Below are 18671 nucleotides of genomic sequence, written 5' to 3'. Positions count from 1 at the left end.
TTTTAAGGGATTATTCCCTTTGTAAATCAAGAAAATTTGGACAAATGGTGGTTTAGTTTTTAAAACGAAATGTTATAATACAACATAAGAATCGCACTATCATGAAGCCGGAAGATGCATCGGGCAGCAATCGGACCGCCCCTTGCACCTTTGTAGATAGAGAAAGAGGGAATGACAATTGTTTTTACATGGTACTAGCAGACGAAATGAAAGTGGACACCTCGAAATCGGCGGTGTCGATGTTCTATCATTGGCAGAAAGATATGGAACACCTCTTTATGTATACGATGTCGCGCTGATAAGAGAGCGCGCCCGAAAATTCCAGAAGGCATTCAGGGAAGCCGGTTTAAAAGCGCAGGTAGCGTATGCAAGCAAGGCGTTTTCAGCGGTCGCCATGATTCAGCTTGCCGAACAAGAGGGGCTGTCTCTGGATGTGGTATCGGGAGGAGAGCTTTTTACTGCGATCAAAGCAGGGTTCCCCGCTGAACGGATTCATTTTCACGGAAACAATAAGAGCCCTGAAGAACTAGCCATGGCTCTGGAGCATCAAATCGGCTGCATCGTGCTCGATAACTTTCACGAGATCGCCATTACAGAAAAGCTTTGCAAGCAATCAGGACAAACTGTAGACGTTTTGCTCAGAATCACACCGGGAGTTGAAGCGCACACGCATGATTATATTACGACGGGACAGGAAGATTCGAAATTCGGTTTTGATCTGCACAATGGGCAGGTCGAACAAGCCATCGAACAAGTCCTTCGCTCATCTGCGTTTAAGCTCCTCGGCGTGCACTGCCACATCGGTTCGCAAATTTTTGATACGGCAGGATTTGTTCTTGCGGCAGACAAGATCTTTGAAAAGCTCGCTGAATGGAGGGAGACTTACTCATTCATTCCGGAAGTGCTCAATCTCGGCGGGGGCTTCGGCATCCGCTATACAAAAGACGACGAGCCGCTCGCTGCCGATGTCTATGTTGAAAAAATCATCGAGGCGGTCAAAGCAAATGCCGAGCATTTCGGCTTTGACATCCCTGAGATTTGGATCGAACCGGGCAGGTCTCTTGTCGGAGATGCGGGAACCACGCTGTACACGACCGGTTCGCAAAAAGAGGTGCCGGGCATTCGCAAATATGTGGCTGTTGACGGCGGCATGAGCGATAATATCAGGCCGGCGCTTTATGAGGCAAAATATGAAGCAGCCGTCGCCAACAGGATGAACGATGCTTGTCATGATACCGTATCAATCGCAGGAAAATGCTGTGAAAGCGGAGATATGCTGATTTGGGATTTGGAAATCCCCGAAGTTCGTGACGGAGATGTGCTCGCCGTTTTCTGCACCGGTGCATACGGCTACAGCATGGCCAACAACTACAACCGCATTCCGCGCCCGGCCGTCGTTTTTGTCGAGGATGGAGAAGCGCAGCTCGTCATTCAGAGAGAGACGTATGAGGATATCGTCAAGCTGGATCTGCCGCTTAAATCGAAAGTAAAACAATAAAAAAATGGAGATTCCCTCAAGGGGGTCTCCATTTTTTTATTCAAAAAGAATTTTTTCCCGTTTGCCGCATGAAGAATATTTCCCGGCCATCGGGCGGTGTTTTTTGCAAAAAAGATCATGACATGCATAGAACAGCGACCGGGCTGATTGTATATAATATTGGGAATTTAACAAAAATTTAACAAAGGAGATGGTAAAGGCAATGATCAAGGTGAAAAGGATGAGATTTGCTGATTTTGCGGATTTAGAGGCGGAGTAGATGAAACCGGCCAAAGTATCCCTACTCCACCGCATGCTCCAGTGCCTGAAGCAATGTGTTGATTGTAACATAGCGAAGTGTTTTACAGCAATAAACAGTTCTGTGAATATTTTATTAATTTCTGCTGTGATTTCATTCCCATATTCTGCTGCGGCTCATCCTGCAACACAGTCCGCTGATAAATATTCAAGCTTTGAAGAATTGAAGCGGAATGAAGATCCGGCGTCTTACCGAATGACGGAGAAGGACGCAAAAGTGCCGATGCTCATCATGGCGATCCATGGAGGCGGCATCGAACCCGGAACAAGTGAAATCGCCAATGAAGTGGCGAAAAATTATTCCTTGTACTTGTTTGAAGGGCTGAAATCATCAGGCAATAGGGATCTTCACATTACAAGCACCCGTTTTGACGAGCCGGCGGCGCTCGCCATCACTGCGAGTCACCAGTATGTCATGTCGCTTCACGGCTATTACAGTGAAGACCGCGCTATTAAAGTGGGCGGGACAGACCGCGTTAAAATCAGAATATTGGTTGATGAGCTGAATCGCTCGGGGTTTGCCGCTGAAATGCTGGCGACGGACGACAAGTACGCCGGAACCCATCCGAATAACATCGCCAACAAGTCGCTTTCCGGGCTGAGCATTCAGCTTGAAATGAGCACAGGATTCCGCCAATCTTTATTTGATCGGTTCACGCTAAAAGACAGGGCAGCGACGCAAAACGAAACGTTTTACCGATTTACAAAACTGCTGACCGATTTTATTCACGAAAACTATGAAGAAGACGGAGGGGACTTCCCCTCTGCAAAAATAAAACACCCCCTTCAATTGAAAAAGGAGGTGTTTTGGCGGTTGTGTTAACCGTTGGACTCTGAGGTGCCGCCGCCGGTGAATACGGAAACGATGGCATTCCACAGAGACACAAAGAAGTCGATCAGTTTTTGAAGGAAATTTTGTCCTTCTTCAGAATCCAGGAATTTCGTGATTTTATCTTTTGCTTTGTCAAGCTGGTCTCCAACCTGGTTCCAGTCGATATTAATATTTTTCATGTTATTAAATAAAGACATGAGAGATTTTTTCTGATCCTCTGTGAGCGTCACGCCCAGATCGGAAGCGGCGGAATCAATCGTTTTTTCCAATTCCTCTTTTGATTCGGGAACCCCGTTTTTCGAGATTTCTTCCTTGACTTTGGCCATCAGCGCTGATGCATTCTCACTGCCGATTTTCTCGCCAAGCTCTGAAGTGGTGACTAGCTCTTCATTCGCGACTTTTTTCACGTCTTCGGAGATCTTTTCGCCCGAAGTCGTTTCATAGGCTTTCATTAAACCGGTCAAAGCGGCTGTGCCTGATACTTCAAATGGTGCAGTGATATAGACTTTAGCGTCTTTTACACCGGCTGTCATCAGCGCGTTTAAATACATTTCATCCGTAATTCTGCTGATATTGTGTGTCTGCACTTCCAAACCGGTGCCTTTTTTCGCTACGGTAATCGAAGAAGAAGAAATCGCTCTTGTTCCGATTTGTGCTTTCGGTATATAATCCCCTAAATATTTATGCTCCTCATCATTTGTCACCTCGATGATGGTCGCATTTTCAGGCGCATTCATTTCTTTTAATACCTTTTGTCTGTCCTGGCTTGACAAGTCTTTCCCCAGCGTGACGATCACATCACCCACTGCGGCGTCAGCAAAGCTGACCTGCGGGAAAATGAGCAGACACAATGCTGTAAAGATTCCTAGTATCGATTTTTTCAAGCTCAATGCCCTCCTTAAAAATGCAGGCTTCAGGCAGAATTGCTGTACTTTTAAAGAAGCCTGCCGGAACGGAAATAATGCGTTCCGAAATATAGACGGATGAAAGATGAGAGAGGTTTCAAAGAAAAAAAGAGATCCATTTTTCTTCAAGTCAAATGCCCTCCGGGTATCGTATCACACGCTCTTTTATCATTCATGATTTTCACAGGCGATTCAACCTTTTTTTAAAATCTTTTACAAAAGTGATGCAAGAGCGCCGTTTATTTCAGGTAGATTGGCTCTGTGCTTCTTTGATATGATATAATGACCCTTGTGAAATGAAAGGAGAGAATCAAGATGGCTAAAAAAGGATACATACAACTGACAAACGGCAAAAAAATCGAGTTTGAACTATATCCGGAAGCGGCGCCGGGAACTGTCGCCAACTTTGAAAAACTTGCAAACGAAGGGTTCTATGACGGGTTGAAGTTCCACCGCGTCATTCCGGGCTTCGTCAGCCAAGGAGGCTGCCCGCACGGCACCGGAACAGGCGGTCCTGGATATACGATTAAATGCGAGACAGAAGGGAATCCGCATAAACACGAAGCCGGTTCTCTCTCAATGGCTCACGCAGGAAAAGATACTGGAGGCAGCCAATTCTTTATCGTCCATGAGCCTCAGCCGCACTTGAACGGCGTACACACTGTTTTTGGAAAAGTCACATCAGGTCTTGATGCTGTCACTTCAATGGAGCAGGGACAAGGCATGGAAAAAGTCGAAGTATTTGACGCATAATTAGAAAGCGAAGAAACAGCCCGCTAAGCCGGGCTGTTTTTTTGTCTGAAACGGTGTTCATTTTCCAGATGCAATAGGACCAGGGACCGATTCTTCGACCGCGTTTTGCTAGGAAATGATGATCCTAATAAATAAAATAATTGTGAAAAAATGACCCTTTATGTAAAATATATTCAAGTGAAGAGCTAGAAAGAGAACGCAATCTGTATAAAAGGAAGGGGCGTAAGGGGTGAGCGTAAAAATCCCATCGACTGCAGTCGGCGTAAAAATTAATGACTGGTATAACGCGATACGCAAATTCAATGTTACGGACGCCGAAATGCTGAAGGCAGAAATTGAGCGCGAAATTTCTCAAATGGAAGAAGATCAAGACTTATTATTGTATTACGCCTTAATGGAATTCAGACACAGAATTATGCTTGATTACGTAAAACCATTGGAAGAAGGCGAAACCCCGCCTGACTTTTCTGAAATATTAAAAGATATCGAAGATGAACAAGGAAAGCTGACAGGCCTGCTTGAATATTATTTCAATTTTTTTAGAGGGATGTATGAATATAAAAACCATGATTATATTAAAGCGATCTCTTTTTACAGGCGCGCCGAAAAAAAGCTGCTGCATGTCGAGGACGAAATAGAGAGAGCCGAGTTTCATTTTAAAATGGCTGAAGTGTTTTATCATATGAAACAGAGCCACGTGTCGATGAACTATGCGCTTCAAGCGATTGAAACCTACCAGGCGCATGAAACTTACACGGTTCGGAGAATCCAATGCGAGTTCGTCATCGCAGGCAACTATGACGATCTGGATTCGAATGAAAAAGCGCTTTCGCATCTTGAAAAGGCGCTGAAGCTTTCACAGGAGAAAGGCCAGCTCATATTGGAAGGACACACCTATTACAATTTGGGTAACTGCTATTATAAGATGGGGGATTTTAATCGGGCGGCTGAATACTTCAACAGAGCTGCTGCGATTTATCAAGAAGAGTCATCAGATATTCTCCCAAAAGCGTTTTTTAGTCTTGCACATGCATATTTCAAGCTGAAGCAGCTGGAACAGGCGGATGACGCGTTAAACAAAGGGATTGACATCGCCCGGCGATCAGACGATTCGATCTATCTATCAAAATTTCATTTTTTGAAAGCCTTGTATCTTGATGATGACGGAAGAGCTCAAATGCTGGAAACTTTTCAGCTGCTCGGTTCAAAAAAGATGTATCCCGATATTGAGGACTTGGCATTGGAAGCTGCTGAATACTATAATGAAATTGGGCGCTTGAGCGACTCTGTTTATTTCTATCAAACGGTATTCAGTGCTCGAAAACAAATGAAAAAAGGGGACTGGTCGTATGAAATCTAAACTGTTGTTAACCGCCGCTGCTTCAGTAGCAGGACTTTCTCTGGCAAGTGCTGTGCTGATGACGCAAACAGATGGTATGAAAGTCGCCGAGAGAAATGTAACGTCCGCACCGACGCAAATCGCCGAGAGAAATGTAACGTCCGCACCGACGCAAATCGCCGAGAGAAACGTAACGTCCACATCGGTGCAAATCGCTGAGAGAAATGTAACATCCGCACCGGTACATGTTGCTGAGAGAAACGTAACATCTGCCAAAACGTCACCGATTCATATCGGAGAACGAAATGTAACATAATATTCAGTCAAAGGGCAGTGCTCGCTTATAGGAGCACTGCCTTTTTTATGTCCGATAAAAAGAGGATAGGTGTGAAATAACACGTAAAAAGTCCCCTTTAGGGGATATTTTTTGAAACAAAATGCAAATAAGGACGTATATCCTTGGAAGGAATGCTAAATTTTTTTATAATAAAACTTATCAGAACTAAATAAGGAGATCAATAATGAGGACTTTGGTACTGCTTAGAGGCTGCCCTGGCACCGGAAAATCAACCTGGATCAGGGATCATCAATTGAATCAATATACACTGTCTGCTGATCAGCTGAGGCTGATCCATCAGTCACCCGTGTTAAATTTGGAAGGGAATTACGACATTTCTCAAAAAAATGACGGAAAAGTATGGAAGCTTTTGTTCACCCTCCTTGAAGAAAGGATGGAAAGGGGGGAATTCACCGTTGTTGATGCCACACATGCGAAACCAAGCATGATTTCAAGCTATAAAGCTCTCGTTTTAAAGTATCGCTACAGAGCGTATGTGGTTGATTTTTCCGATATTCCGCTTGAGACCGCTCTGTTGAGAAACCGGGAGAGGGCTGAGCATAAGCGGGTGCCCGACAGCGTGGTTCACGCCATGCACGAGCGGATTTTAACCGAACCGGCGCCTTCCTGGACAACGGTCATCAAGCCGGAAGAATTTGACGATGTGATGCAGTATAAGCCGAGGCGGCTCGACAGTTATGAAAAAATACATGTGATCGGGGATGTGCACGGCTGTTTTACGGTGCTGGATTCTTATTTGAAAGGCAGACTCGAAGATGACGAGTTATATATTTTTACAGGTGATATGCTTGATAGAGGAATAGAAAACGCAAAAGTCGTTCAATTCCTGCTCAGTATCAAAGATCGTAAAAATGTGATTTTGCTCGAAGGAAATCATGATAAATATTTGAAGCAATACGGGCATGATGAAGAAACAAGAAGCAGCGTATTCAACAAGAAGACAAAACCGGAATTAGACGAAGCAGGCTTTGACAAAAAAGATATCAGGGAACTGGCCAGGCGCTTCCACCAAATTGTCTACTTCACGTATGGAGAAGATACTTACATCATCACGCACGGAGGTATTTCCGCGCTTCCTGACAACCTTCTGCTTACAGCTACCAGCCAGCTGATCAACGGTGTCGGCGGATATGAGACAGATATCGACCATGTCTTTACGAAAAATATGGAAGGGCGGAACATCATTCAAATCCACGGGCACAGAAACATGTTCCGGCTTCCAGTGCATGCAGCCGCAAAATCATATAACCTGGAAGGGCAGGTGGAGCACGGCGGGCATTTAAGGGTTGTCACCATCGATCGGTCTGGCATTCAAACACATGAGATAAAAAATGATGTGTTTAAAACGTCCTCTCCTTCGCTTGATTCTCATCACGAACACGAGGAGCTGACTGTCGACCATTTTCTAAAGCATTTGGACGAACACGATTATGTATCTGAGCAAAAATTAGCCGGAGGCATTTCCTCTTTTAACTTTACGAGGAAGGCTTTTCAGGAGAGAAAATGGGACAGCGTCAGCATGAAGGCAAGAGGGCTGTTTATCAACAGAAACACCAAGGAAATCGTCAGCAGAAGCTACAACAAATTTTTCAACATCGATGAACGCCTGACGACGAAAATGCATGTTCTCGTTAACACGCTGCGCTTTCCGGTCACTGTTTATGATAAGGCGAATGGATTTTTGGGAACGGTCGGCTACAATTCTGAAACCGATGAGCTCGTCTTCACCTCAAAATCTTATACATCGGCAAGCGGACAAAAAGACGGCCATGCGAAATGGGTGGAAGAGCTGTTTCACAAAACGTTTGACGCATCTCAGATTGAGGATATAAAAGAATATGTAAAAACACGCAATGTTTCGTTAGTGTTTGAAGTCGTGCTGCCAGAAAAAGATCCGCACATTATCGAGTACAAATCGGATAAGCTTGTCCTTCTCGACATTGTCAAAAGACAGATGAAATATGAAAAGCTGCCGTATGAAGATGTCCTCTGTTTTTCTGAGACATTTCGCGTAGAATGTAAGCAAAAAGTCATTTCTTTTGACCAGTGGACCGATTTTTATAAATGGTACCTGTCTGTGTCAAATGACCCGTCGATTGAGGAGGAAGGATATGTGATTGAAGACTCGGCAGGATTTATGACAAAATTAAAACTGCCTTTCTATCAATATTGGAAGTTCGTGCGCGGTATCAAGCACAGACTCGGCGCGGCTGCTGGTCGCTCGCCCCATCACGAGGCCCTGTTCCATTCCGAGCATGTGAAGTTTCTCGCCTGGGCCAAAACGAAAGACAGCGAGTATCTTAAAAACCAGTCCGTTATCACCATCCGAAACGACTTTTACAGCGAAACCTAAAGCGAAGAAAACAGAACAAACGGTTTCTTGAAACATAGTTATTTAGACTCAATTTTCAAGCTTGTTTTCACACACACACCCCTAAACCAGAATGTACATTCGTAGGTTATAAGTAGTATTTCGTCTGAATATGAAACGATTTCCCTTCATTTTGCGTTATACTTAAAAACCACATATTTTCCGTCTGAATCGAACATGTTTTATTTCATCATTCACAGGAAATAAACATAGGATAGTTCAGAACGTGTTCTGGAGGTTTTGATCATGGGGAAAATAAGATTCAAGCTCACGGTTCTGCTCGTTTTGGCTGCCGTACTGGCCGGAGGCTTTTATTATTTAAAAAACGGAAGCGTTCAAGATGTCTCAACGGCGCTCAGCCAAACCGTCTCATCTGAGGAAAAGAACTATACCATTTATCAATATAAGATCACCAAAATTGACGGCACTGAATACCACGGGGTATCAGATAACGGAACGAAGATCATTTTCAATGCGAAAAATCTCAACCAGGATCTGTCCGACATTAAAGAAGGAGACAAAGTAAAGGCCTACTTCTCTAATGCCAACAGAATCGACGGATTAATCAAAGTCGTCAAGGTGGCAGATTAAAAACCCTCTGTTTCTCAGAGGGTTTTTTTGTGCAAGCAGTTTTCATTGCAATTTTAATATGCGGCCGCTATAATTACGCATAAGGACAAGTAAATATCGATTGTATCCTTCGGGGCTGGGTGAAAATCCCGACCGGCGGTAATAAAGCGAGAGACAGCTTTAGAGCCCGTGACCCGCTGTGCTTCGTGCAAAGCGGTGGATTCAGTGAGAAGCTGAAGCCGACAGTGAAAGTCTGGATGGGAGAAGGATGAAGAGACTATGTGAAAAATAATGATGATGCATAGTTTTATTTCTCATACACAAAAACAACCCCCGGATCGACATCCGGGGTTATTTTTTTGGAAGAAGGGAGGGAAATTCATGACAGATGCGCATTATATGAATCTTGCATTGGAGCTTGCGAAGCAGGGTGAAGGTCAGACAGGAGCCAATCCGCTTGTCGGAGCCGTTGTCGTCAAAGACGGTGAAGTGGTCGGAATGGGGGCTCATTTAAAATACGGCGAAGCGCATGCAGAAGTGCACGCCATTCAAATGGCAGGCCGCCATGCGGAAGGAGCCGTCATTTATGTGACGCTTGAACCGTGCAGCCATTACGGCAAAACGCCTCCTTGCGCGGAACTGATTATCCGTTCCGGTTTGAAGCGGGTAGTCGTGGCGGCCGAAGATCCGAATCCGCTCGTTTCCGGAAGAGGAATCGGGATGCTGAGAAGTGCCGGGATCGAGGTCGAAACAGGCGTTCTCAAAGAACAGGCGGAAGAGCTGAACGAAAAGTTCATGCATTTTATGCGGACAGGCCTTCCGTATGTGACATTAAAAGCAGCTGCCAGCCTTGACGGCAAAACCGCTACCGCAACAGGCGACAGCAAATGGATTACTTCTGAAGAAGCGCGGATGGACGCTCACCAATACCGAAAAAACCACCAGAGTATTTTAGTGGGATCGGGCACAATAAAAGCAGACGACCCGAGTTTGACATGCCGTCTCCCCGGTGCAGTGAATCAGCCGGTGCGTGTCGTTCTCGATACGACGCTGTCAATCCCGCTTCAGTCAAAAGTCATTCAGGATAAAGCAGCGGCAACCTGGATTTACACGACGTCCAAGGCAGATCCCGAAAAGGTTCGGAACCTGGAAAAAGAAGGTGTACAGGTAACCGTGCTGGATGCGGATGAACTTCCGGTGCGCGACGTGCTTCTGCACCTTGCAGACCGAGGTATCGCTTCAGTCTTTGTCGAAGGTGGTGCGACGGTTCACGCAAGCTTCGTCAAAGAAGGACTCTATCAGCAAATGATCTTCTATCTTGCCCCTAAATTAATCGGAGGGCTGCAATCTCCCAGCATCCTCTCCGGTGAAGGCTTTCAATCGATGAAAGATGTCCCCTTACTGCATTTCACAACCATTACCAAAATCGGCCAGGATATAAAGCTGGCGGCAAAACCGATAAAAAAATAAGGCGGTGGCATATGTTTACAGGCATCATTGAAGAAGTCGGAATGATTTTGGACATGAAAAAGGCGGGAAGCGCCATGTCTTTAGTCATCCAATCCAACAAAGTGACCGAGGATGTGAAGCTTGGCGACAGCATTGCTGTCAACGGAGTCTGCCTGACCGTAAATGAGTTCGGTTCCGGCAGTTTCACGGCGGATGTCATGCTTGAAACCCTGAAAGCAACATCACTCGGCACATTAAAAAAAGGAAGCCGCGTCAATCTTGAACGGGCGATGGCGGCAAATGGCCGCTTCGGCGGGCATATGGTGTCGGGGCATGTCGACGGCACCGCGTCTATCGTGCGCATAGAAAAAGCGGCTAACGCCGTATACTATGATTTAAAACTTGACCCTTCACTGGCCAAAATGCTTGTGTTAAAAGGTTCGATCGCCGTAGACGGCGTCAGCCTCACCATTTTTGGACTGACGGAAGATCAAGTAACAGTCTCGCTTATCCCGCACACATTGGATGAAACGATTTTTTCGGAAAAAAAGCCCGGAAGCATCGTCAACATCGAGTGCGATATGATCGGCAAATACATTTACCGGTTTCTCCACCAAGCAAAACAAGACAAACAGGCAAAGCCATTGACTGAATCGTTTTTTAAAGAAAACGGGTTTTAAATGAAAGGAGGCTGCGCGCCTATGTTTCACACAATTGAAGAAGCGATACGCGATTTGAAGCAAGGAAAAGTCATCATCGTGGTCGATGACGAGGACAGGGAAAACGAAGGCGATTTCGTTGCGCTGGCAGAATACGCAACACCTGAAGTGATCAACTTTATGGCTTCGCACGGAAGGGGTTTGATCTGCGCGCCGCTTAATGAAGAGATCGCTTCACGGCTCGACCTCCATCCGATGGTGGACGAAAATACCGATTCTCATCACACGGCATTTACGGTCAGTGTGGATCACCGCGATACAAAGACGGGGATCAGCGCTCAAGAGCGGTCGTTGACCGTCATGTCGTTGATTGATGATCACGCGCTTCCGGGCGATTTTAAAAGACCGGGGCACATTTTCCCCTTGATTGCGAAAACAGGCGGCGTTTTAAAAAGAGCCGGACATACGGAGGCGGCCGTTGACCTTGCGGAGGCGTGCGGTTCCGCGCCGGCCGGCGTCATCTGCGAAATCATGAATGAAGACGGCACGATGGCAAGGGTGCCTGAACTCAAAAAAATAGCCGACCAGCACGACTTGAAAATGATTACGATTAAAGATTTGATCGAATACCGCTACAGCAAGGGAACGCTGATCAACCGAGAAGTGAAGATTACGCTGCCTTCCGAATTCGGCACATTCAAGGTTTACGGCTATACAAACGAAATCGATGACAAGGAACATATAGCACTCGTCAAAGGCGATATACCTTTCGGAGACGAGCCTGTCCTTGTCCGCGTACACTCAGAATGCCTGACGGGCGATGTTTTCGGCTCTTACCGCTGCGACTGCGGCCCGCAGCTTGCTGCCGCACTCGCGCAAATCGAACAAGCGGGCCGGGGCGTGCTCCTTTATTTGAGACAGGAAGGAAGAGGAATCGGCTTAATCAATAAACTGAAAGCTTATAAACTGCAGGAAGAAGGATATGACACCGTGCAGGCTAATGAAAAGCTCGGTTTTCTCCCAGATCTTCGTAACTACGGGATCGGCGCCCAAATTTTAAGAGACCTCGGCGTGAAACAAATGAAGCTGCTGACGAACAATCCGCGAAAGATTGCCGGTCTCGAAGGCTACGGACTGACGATCGCAGACAGGGTGCCGCTGCAGATGGAGACAAAAAAAGACAATGAAAAGTACTTAAAAACGAAAAAATCAAAATTGGGGCATATGCTTCATTTTTAAACTAAAATCAATCACAAAAAAGGACGGGATTCATATGAATAAAATAGAAGGTCATGTAATTGGAACAGATTTGAAAATTGGGATCGTTGTGTCAAGGTTCAACGATTTTATTACAAGCAAACTTCTAAGCGGTGCAGAAGATACGCTGTTGAGACATGGGGTCAAAGCTGATGATATTGATGTCGCCTGGGTTCCCGGCGCATTCGAGATTCCGCTGATCGCCAAAAAAATGGCTGAAACGAAAAAATACGACGCCGTGATTACACTGGGCACGGTCATCAGAGGAGCGACAAGCCACTATGACTATGTCTGCAATGAAGCGGCAAAGGGGATTGCGGCGAGCAGCATGTCAACAGGCGTTCCGGTGATCTTCGGCGTATTGACGACAGACACGATCGAGCAGGCGGTAGAACGCGCCGGAACAAAAGCCGGAAATAAAGGTGCAGAAGCTGCCGCGGCAGCGATTGAAATGGCGAACCTGACCCGGTCGCTTCAATAATTACCGAAAAAGAGTTTAAAAAGGTTATAAAAATGTTTATAATGTGATGTGAAGCGACTAGCCTTCGTTAGATCCACATTTTGATATATTGAGGGGTATTTATGTTAATTCGTTATAAAAAGTCATTCGAAAAGATTGCGATGGGGCTCCTTTCGTTTATGCCGAATGAGAAGGACGTCAAGCAGCTTCAGCAGACAATTAAAGACTATGAAACGGACACTGAAAGGCAGCTGTTCCTATGGAAAGAAGGCGAGGATATTGTCGGCTGTGTAGGAGTAGAGAAAAGAGAAGAAGAAGTCGAGATCAAGCATATCAGTGTAAACCCGTCTCACCGTCATCAAGGAATCGGCAAAAAAATGGTGTCGGCCATTTCGCAAATGTTTGCACCTAAACCGCTGGTTCCGAATGAATTAACTAAAGGATTCTTTGAGCGCTGTCAGGATCACGAAAATGAAGACATCACATATAACCAATGAGCAGAGGCTTCTAGCCTCTGCTCTTTTTTCGCCGTTCGATTTGTTTTTTCCTCTCGGCAACCACTTCAGTCCGGTCTCTCAGCAGGTGTTTATCAATGATGAAGGTGTCGGGTGGATCGTTTGCTCCCCACTCATACGACTTTTTTTCACATTGTTTCCGGCATGCTTTGATCAAAGATTCATCTGTGATCGGAAGCATGATGCTTTCATAAGGAGAATGGGCTTTGATTTTTTGGTAAGTCTTCCTTAACAGCTTGATGAAGCGGCTGTAATCTAATCCGAGCGATTCGACTGCGTCTTTTTCGGACACCAGGATGCGGATGCTGTTCGCCATTAATCTCTCTGCACCGGCAAAATTGTTTCTCCGCTGATGATAGAGTGCGACTGCCAGCTGAATCAATCCAACCCAGTATAATTTCCGCTCGCCGGGATTGTCCTTTTTCCAATGGTCTTCTAAAATTTCGTGGCATTCAAAATAATCCCTTGACCCGTGGAATTCGGCCAGGTAATCGATATAAGCTTGGGGATACATCTGACATCCTCCTTTAAGTTTCCGTTAAAGTGTATCATAAGAACGGAACGGAGGAAAAATGGAGATATATCCAGGCTATGAAAAAAGCGCCCGGGTAACGGACGCTTCTCATTTTTATGTTAATAGATCCATGCCGCTCCTACAATAATCAACAAAATAAACAGAACGACAATCAAAGCAAATCCTCCGCCGTAGCCGAAGCCTTTACCTCCCATGTTGTTCCCTCCTCAGGTTTAAGATTTTACACAGTATTCTATGCAGCATACGCTCAAATCGTATAGGCGAATGCCAAAGCTTCTTAAATTATATTGGACTTCATGCAGACGCGTAATTTATACTAAAGGGTAGCCAGTTTTAGCCGGCTTAGAAGCGATTTTGAAAATGGTGAGAAATGAACATGGAATATCAGGTGAAAATCGAGGCGTTTGAAGGGCCGCTGGATCTGCTGCTGCACTTAATCAACCGCCTTGAAATAGACATTTATGACATACCTGTTGCGAAGATAACCGAGCAGTATTTATTATATGTGCATACGATGCGCGAACTTGAGCTCGACGTGGCCAGTGAATATTTGGTGATGGCTGCGACCCTTCTCAGCATTAAAAGCCGAATGCTCCTTCCAAAGCAGGAAGAGGAGCTGTTTGACGAAGAGTTTCTCGAGGAGGAAGAGGACCCGAGAGAAGAATTGATTGAAAAATTAATAGAGTACAGAAAATACAAAAGTGCCGCGCAAAATTTGAAGGAGCGCGAGGAAGAGCGGCAAAAAGCATTCGCGAAGCCGCCGAGCGATTTAAGCGACTATGCCAAGGAAATCAAACTCAGCGAGCAAAAGCTGTCCGTCACCGTTTACGACATGCTCGGGGCGTTTCAAAAGGTGCTGAACCGCAAAAAAATCAGCCGGCCGTCTGAAACTAGAATTTCAAGACAGGAAATACCGATAGAAGAACGAATGACGCAAATCGTCGATTGTTTGAAATCGTCCCGTCAAAGGATGCATTTTATGGAACTGTTCCCATACGAACAGAAAGAGCATCTTGTTGTGACGTTTTTGGCGATTTTGGAGCTGATGAAAAACCAGCTGATCATCATTGAGCAGGAACACAACTTTTCAGACATTTACATAACAGGGAGTGAAGCGATTCATGACGCTTGATATCGTGAATTGGAAAGCCATTGTCGAAGCGCTTTTGTATGCCGCCGGCGACGAGGGCCTGACAAAAAAACAGCTATTATCCGTTTTGGAGATCGATGAAGCCGAGCTTCAGGATATTATGCTTGATGTCAAAGAAACCTATGAAAAAGAAGACAGGGGCATCGAGCTTGTCGAGTACGCGGATACGTACATGCTTTCGACCAAAAAAGAATTCGCCGTCTATTTGAAAAAGCTGATTGAAGCCCCTTCAAAAGGGCTTTCTCAGGCTGCCCTCGAAGTTTTGGCCATCGTTTCATATAAGCAGCCGATTACGAGAGCGGAAGTCGAGGAGATCAGAGGGGTCAAATCTGAACGGATTCTCCAGAGCCTTGTCGCAAAAGCGCTGTTGTGCGAAGTAGGCCGGGCGGACGGACCGGGCAGGGCAATCTTGTACGGTACAACCGAAACATTTCTTGAACAATTCGGCTTAAAAACGCTTGAAGAGCTTCCGCCGCTGCCCGAAAATGTAGAAGAAGACGGGGTTCAGGAAGAAGCCGATCTGTTCTTTGAGAACTTTAACCAGACGTTCGAAGATTTAAAATAGACTCACCTTAAGGACCGAAGTATGATAATATATATTATCGTATTTTTTATGTTTAATTTCATGCATGAAAGAATACGATTGTAACAAAGCGATGAGGAGAGGGTGCCGACACCAATGGGAAAATCTATGGCAAGAGCCCAAACCGAGCAGGCAGGCGAATTTTTAGCACAGACCGTTCAGACGCTGAGCGATTATTTAAACGAAACGACGCTCTCATCCCTTGAAGCCGAAGAGCCCGGGAGCAGAGATTATTATCGCGATGTCCTCAGTAACTTGAGAAAACTGGCGGTTTACTGTGAAGAAGGGCTTCTGGCTTGCCGAATCAGGCTGAAGCAGGTTCCTTTTCAGGACGCTGCCGCCGAAAGGACGCTCTATCAGATCTATCATCGATGCATAGAAGAATTTTTTACACCGAAAAAAGATACTTGGTACGAAGACAGCAGAGCGGCCTACACGGGAAAAAACGCCATTTGCTTTCACGAACCAGCGCCGGCCTCATTAAAAAATTTGATGGCTTCGCTTGAAACAGAATATCAATCGATGAGAGAAGAATTGGAATACTATGCGACTGACTATCGGATGAAGATGGTTCAGCCGAGATCATAGCTTAAATGAACCGTGTGCCGGAACTCCCCCTTTCATGAAAGGGGGAGTTTTAATGTTGCTTGAGATTTTTCTCGGGGAATCATCCAATTGGTGTTCATAACGGAAAGACAAGCGCATAAACTTGTACAAACAACCACAAGGACGTGAGAAAAAATGCGCTTTTTTCTAAAACAGGCTGCAGCAGCCATCATCATATGCTCTCTTTTATGCTCTTCATACCAAATCGCTGAAGCACAGCCTTCCCTTCATGTCAGCGCAAGAAGCGCGATTGTCATGGACGGGCAATCCGGACGGGTATTGTTTGCGAAGGATGAGCATGAAAAACGGCGCATTGCAAGCATTACGAAGATTATGACAGCCATTTTGGCCGTGGAATCGGGCAAATTGGATGAGACAGTCACGGTCAGCGACAGGGCGGTCAAAACGGAGGGATCATCAATCTATTTGACAAGCGGGCAAAAGGTGAAGCTGAAGGACCTTGTTTACGGTTTGATGCTGAGATCGGGAAATGACGCAGCCGTTGCGATTGCTGAGCATGTGGGCGGAAGCCTGGAAGGGTTTGTCTACATGATGAATCAAAAAGCGGCCGACCTCGGCATGGAAAACACCCTGTTCCGCAATCCGCACGGACTCGATGATCACCCTGACCACTATTCCTCGGCCTATGATATGGCGCTTTTGACGAAATATGCGATGACAAACGAAACGTACCAAAAAATCGCCGGAACGAAGCGCTATAAGGCAGAAACGATGCAAGGCATCTGGAGAAATAAAAACAAGCTTTTAACAGGGCTTTACGAATACAGTACAGGCGGGAAGACGGGATATACCAAGCTGGCGAAGCGCACGCTCGTCTCCACTTCATCGAAAGACGGAACCGATTTGATCGCCGTCACCATCAATGCCCCTGACGACTGGAATGATCATATGAACATGTTCAACTATGTATACGGCCACTACAAAACATATATCATCGCCAAAAAAGGCGAGGTTCCGAAATTAAAAGACTCTTTTTACGGGAATAAAGCTTTTATTAAACGGGATGTCACATATTTGTTAAACGAAGATGAAAAAGAAGACGTGAAGGTTGACATCGAGCTTCTTAAACCGAAAAAATCGTGGCGTAAAAACAAAAAAGAAATCCCGGACATCATCGGGGAAATGAACGTCATGTTCAACGGAAAAACGATTGCAAGTGTACCGATCTATTATGAAAACGAACGCAACAAAAAGCCGAAAAAATCGTTTTTCGAGACCTTTCAATCCGTATTCCAAAAAGCGGCAGGCGGTTCATCATGGTCAATATAATCTGGGTCGGCTTAACGGTGATCGGTCTGGTGTTTGCGCTTTTCAACGGAACGGTTCAGGAAGTCAATGAGGCCGTATTTAAAGGTTCGAAGGAAGCTGTCACGATTTCGATCGGCCTGATGAGCGTCCTTGTTTTTTGGCTGGGGCTGATGAAAATCGCCGAACAATCCGGGCTTCTCGAAAAATTCAGCAGGTTGTGCCGGCCGTTCATTTCAAAGCTGTTTCCCGAGATCCCTCCGGATCATCCGGCGATGGGGTATATTTTATCCAATTTAATGGCCAACTTTTTCGGATTGGGCAATGCGGCGACACCGCTCGGCATTAAAGCAATGGAACAGATGAAGGCGCTCAACCGGAACCGCAGGGAAGCGAGCCGCTCAATGATCACCTTTCTGGCGGTCAATACGTCAAGCATTACCTTGATTCCGACGACCGTCATCGCGGTCAGGATGACATATGATGCAAAGGCGCCGACAGACATCGTCGGGCCGACCATTTTGGCGACTTTAATATCGGGAATCTTTGCGATCTTCATCGACCGATACTTTTATTATAGAAGAAAAAAGAAGGGGTGAGCATTTGGAATTCATCAATTGGCTTTCTCTGGCCCTTATCCCGTTTATCATCGCCACGATTCTGCTGTATGGTACATTCAAAAAAGTCCCGACTTATGAAGCGTTTGTTGAGGGAGGGAAGGAAGGAATCCAAATTGCGTTTTCCATTATCCCTTATTTGGTCGGTATGCTTGTAGCGATCACCGTTTTCCGTGCTTCAGGGGCGCTCGATTTTTTTATGAATCTTTTAAAGCCGGTATTTTCCGCCGTGGGAATTCCGACGGAAGTGGTTCCGCTGGCTCTGATCCGGCCGATTTCGGGAACGGCGGCGCTCGGCATGACGACCGATTTAATCGCAGTTTACGGACCCGATTCGTTCATCGGCCGGCTGGCCTCTGTCATGCAGGGATCGACAGACACGACGCTGTATGTTTTGACTGTCTATTTCGGCGCGGTCGGAATCAAGAAAATGGGGGATGCTTTAAAAGTGGGACTGCTTGCTGATTTAGCGGGGATTATCGCGTCTGTGATTATTGTAACATTGCTGTTTGGAAGCGCCTGATCAACAGGCGCTTTTTTGCTTTTTTAGCCAAAACTGTTTTACTTTTGACGTGAGAAAGGATACATTTAAGGGCGGAGTGCTTCTTTCCTAAGGAAGAAGGCGCCCGCAAACTTGTTTGTTGGTCTGGA

21 protein-coding genes and 1 riboswitch are annotated in these 18671 nt (G+C 45.8%); of the genes, 18 read left to right on the top strand and 3 right to left on the bottom strand.

Annotation, left to right across the window (positions count from 1 at the left end; genetic code table 11):
* Positions 1–178 precede the first annotated feature (178 nt).
* On the top strand, positions 179–1498 hold the full coding sequence (lysA, locus tag MHB72_RS13170) for a diaminopimelate decarboxylase (RefSeq protein ID WP_020452022.1): 1320 nt from the start codon (positions 179–181) through the stop codon (positions 1496–1498).
* Between the two features lie 259 nt (positions 1499–1757).
* Positions 1758–2618, top strand: coding sequence for a poly-gamma-glutamate hydrolase family protein (locus MHB72_RS13165; RefSeq protein WP_023857497.1), 861 nt, complete (start codon positions 1758–1760; stop codon positions 2616–2618).
* Here the strand turns inward: MHB72_RS13165 and MHB72_RS13160 are convergent.
* A complete protein-coding gene (locus tag MHB72_RS13160; RefSeq protein WP_020452020.1) occupies positions 2615–3511 on the bottom strand; it encodes a DUF1002 domain-containing protein in 897 nt (298 codons plus the stop codon). The genes MHB72_RS13165 and MHB72_RS13160 overlap by 4 nt on opposite strands.
* A 336-nt stretch (positions 3512–3847) precedes the next feature.
* Here MHB72_RS13160 and MHB72_RS13155 point away from each other — a divergent pair, with 336 nt between their 5' ends.
* The 10 genes from MHB72_RS13155 (at position 3848) to MHB72_RS13110 (ending at position 13245) form a co-directional block, all read left to right on the top strand.
* Positions 3848–4285 carry a peptidylprolyl isomerase gene (locus tag MHB72_RS13155; RefSeq protein WP_020452019.1) on the top strand — a complete coding sequence of 146 codons (438 nt, stop codon included), beginning with the start codon at positions 3848–3850 and terminating at the stop codon, positions 4283–4285.
* Positions 4286–4514: 229 nt separating this feature from the next.
* On the top strand, positions 4515–5645 hold the full coding sequence (locus MHB72_RS13150) for a Rap family tetratricopeptide repeat protein (RefSeq protein WP_043054368.1): 1131 nt from the start codon (positions 4515–4517) through the stop codon (positions 5643–5645).
* On the top strand, positions 5635–5940 hold the full coding sequence (locus tag MHB72_RS13145; protein WP_216920156.1) for a hypothetical protein: 306 nt from the start codon (positions 5635–5637) through the stop codon (positions 5938–5940). The genes MHB72_RS13150 and MHB72_RS13145 overlap by 11 nt, the downstream gene beginning before the upstream one ends.
* A 205-nt stretch (positions 5941–6145) precedes the next feature.
* On the top strand, positions 6146–8335 hold the full coding sequence (locus MHB72_RS13140) for an RNA ligase (protein WP_216920158.1): 2190 nt from the start codon (positions 6146–6148) through the stop codon (positions 8333–8335).
* Between the two features lie 264 nt (positions 8336–8599).
* Positions 8600–8944 carry a hypothetical protein gene (locus MHB72_RS13135; protein ID WP_020452015.1) on the top strand — a complete coding sequence of 115 codons (345 nt, stop codon included), beginning with the start codon at positions 8600–8602 and terminating at the stop codon, positions 8942–8944.
* A 101-nt stretch (positions 8945–9045) separates the two neighbouring features.
* A riboswitch (FMN riboswitch) is annotated at positions 9046–9196 on the top strand.
* Between the two features lie 108 nt (positions 9197–9304).
* Entirely contained in the window at positions 9305–10393 is a 1089-nt protein-coding gene (gene ribD, locus MHB72_RS13130; protein WP_105981054.1) for a bifunctional diaminohydroxyphosphoribosylaminopyrimidine deaminase/5-amino-6-(5-phosphoribosylamino)uracil reductase RibD, read from the top strand.
* Positions 10394–10404: 11 nt separating this feature from the next.
* The gene (gene ribE / locus MHB72_RS13125; RefSeq protein ID WP_023857491.1) at positions 10405–11052 is read left to right on the top strand and encodes a riboflavin synthase; all 648 of its coding nucleotides are present in this window, start codon (positions 10405–10407) and stop codon (positions 11050–11052) included.
* A 21-nt stretch (positions 11053–11073) separates the two neighbouring features.
* Positions 11074–12270, top strand: coding sequence for a bifunctional 3,4-dihydroxy-2-butanone-4-phosphate synthase/GTP cyclohydrolase II (locus MHB72_RS13120; RefSeq protein WP_020452012.1), 1197 nt, complete (start codon positions 11074–11076; stop codon positions 12268–12270).
* Positions 12271–12304: 34 nt separating this feature from the next.
* Positions 12305–12769 (top strand): 6,7-dimethyl-8-ribityllumazine synthase, encoded by a 465-nt coding sequence (ribH, locus tag MHB72_RS13115; protein ID WP_003183115.1) that lies wholly within the window; start codon positions 12305–12307, stop codon positions 12767–12769.
* A 101-nt stretch (positions 12770–12870) separates the two neighbouring features.
* Positions 12871–13245, top strand: coding sequence for a GNAT family N-acetyltransferase (locus tag MHB72_RS13110; RefSeq protein WP_020452011.1), 375 nt, complete (start codon positions 12871–12873; stop codon positions 13243–13245).
* Between the two features lie 10 nt (positions 13246–13255).
* Here the strand turns inward: MHB72_RS13110 and MHB72_RS13105 are convergent, their stop codons facing one another.
* Entirely contained in the window at positions 13256–13777 is a 522-nt protein-coding gene (locus MHB72_RS13105) for a DUF309 domain-containing protein (RefSeq protein ID WP_145930208.1), read from the bottom strand.
* Between the two features lie 119 nt (positions 13778–13896).
* Positions 13897–13992: a YjcZ family sporulation protein gene (locus MHB72_RS13100; protein WP_003183108.1), complete on the bottom strand. Its 96-nt coding sequence runs from the start codon at positions 13990–13992 to the stop codon at positions 13897–13899.
* Between the two features lie 182 nt (positions 13993–14174).
* On the opposite strand from MHB72_RS13100, the gene MHB72_RS13095 reads away from it, so the two are divergent.
* The 6 genes from MHB72_RS13095 (at position 14175) to MHB72_RS13070 (ending at position 18543) form a co-directional block, all read left to right on the top strand.
* Positions 14175–14930 (top strand): segregation/condensation protein A, encoded by a 756-nt coding sequence (locus MHB72_RS13095; protein ID WP_023857489.1) that lies wholly within the window; start codon positions 14175–14177, stop codon positions 14928–14930.
* Positions 14920–15513, top strand: a complete 594-nt coding sequence (gene scpB, locus MHB72_RS13090; protein WP_023857488.1) for an SMC-Scp complex subunit ScpB — start codon at positions 14920–14922, stop codon at positions 15511–15513. Before MHB72_RS13095 ends, scpB begins: the two co-directional genes overlap by 11 nt.
* 114 nt (positions 15514–15627) lie before the next feature.
* Complete coding sequence (locus MHB72_RS13085) at positions 15628–16119, top strand: YpuI family protein (protein ID WP_023857487.1); 492 nt, start codon at positions 15628–15630, stop codon at positions 16117–16119.
* Positions 16120–16272: 153 nt separating this feature from the next.
* Positions 16273–17427 carry a D-alanyl-D-alanine carboxypeptidase family protein gene (locus MHB72_RS13080; RefSeq protein ID WP_023857486.1) on the top strand — a complete coding sequence of 385 codons (1155 nt, stop codon included), beginning with the start codon at positions 16273–16275 and terminating at the stop codon, positions 17425–17427.
* Positions 17415–18002, top strand: coding sequence for a nucleoside recognition domain-containing protein (locus MHB72_RS13075; RefSeq protein ID WP_020452005.1), 588 nt, complete (start codon positions 17415–17417; stop codon positions 18000–18002). The genes MHB72_RS13080 and MHB72_RS13075 overlap by 13 nt, the downstream gene beginning before the upstream one ends.
* A gap of 4 nt (positions 18003–18006) precedes the next feature.
* On the top strand, positions 18007–18543 hold the full coding sequence (locus tag MHB72_RS13070) for a spore maturation protein (protein WP_023857485.1): 537 nt from the start codon (positions 18007–18009) through the stop codon (positions 18541–18543).
* Positions 18544–18671 lie beyond the last annotated feature (128 nt).

The sequence above is a fragment of the Bacillus sp. FSL K6-1284 genome (genome assembly GCF_038002625.1).
Lineage (GTDB): Bacteria > Bacillota > Bacilli > Bacillales > Bacillaceae > Bacillus > Bacillus paralicheniformis.
The sequence above is the reverse complement of the archived record's forward strand: the minus strand, read 5'-3'. Positions and strand labels throughout refer to the sequence as shown.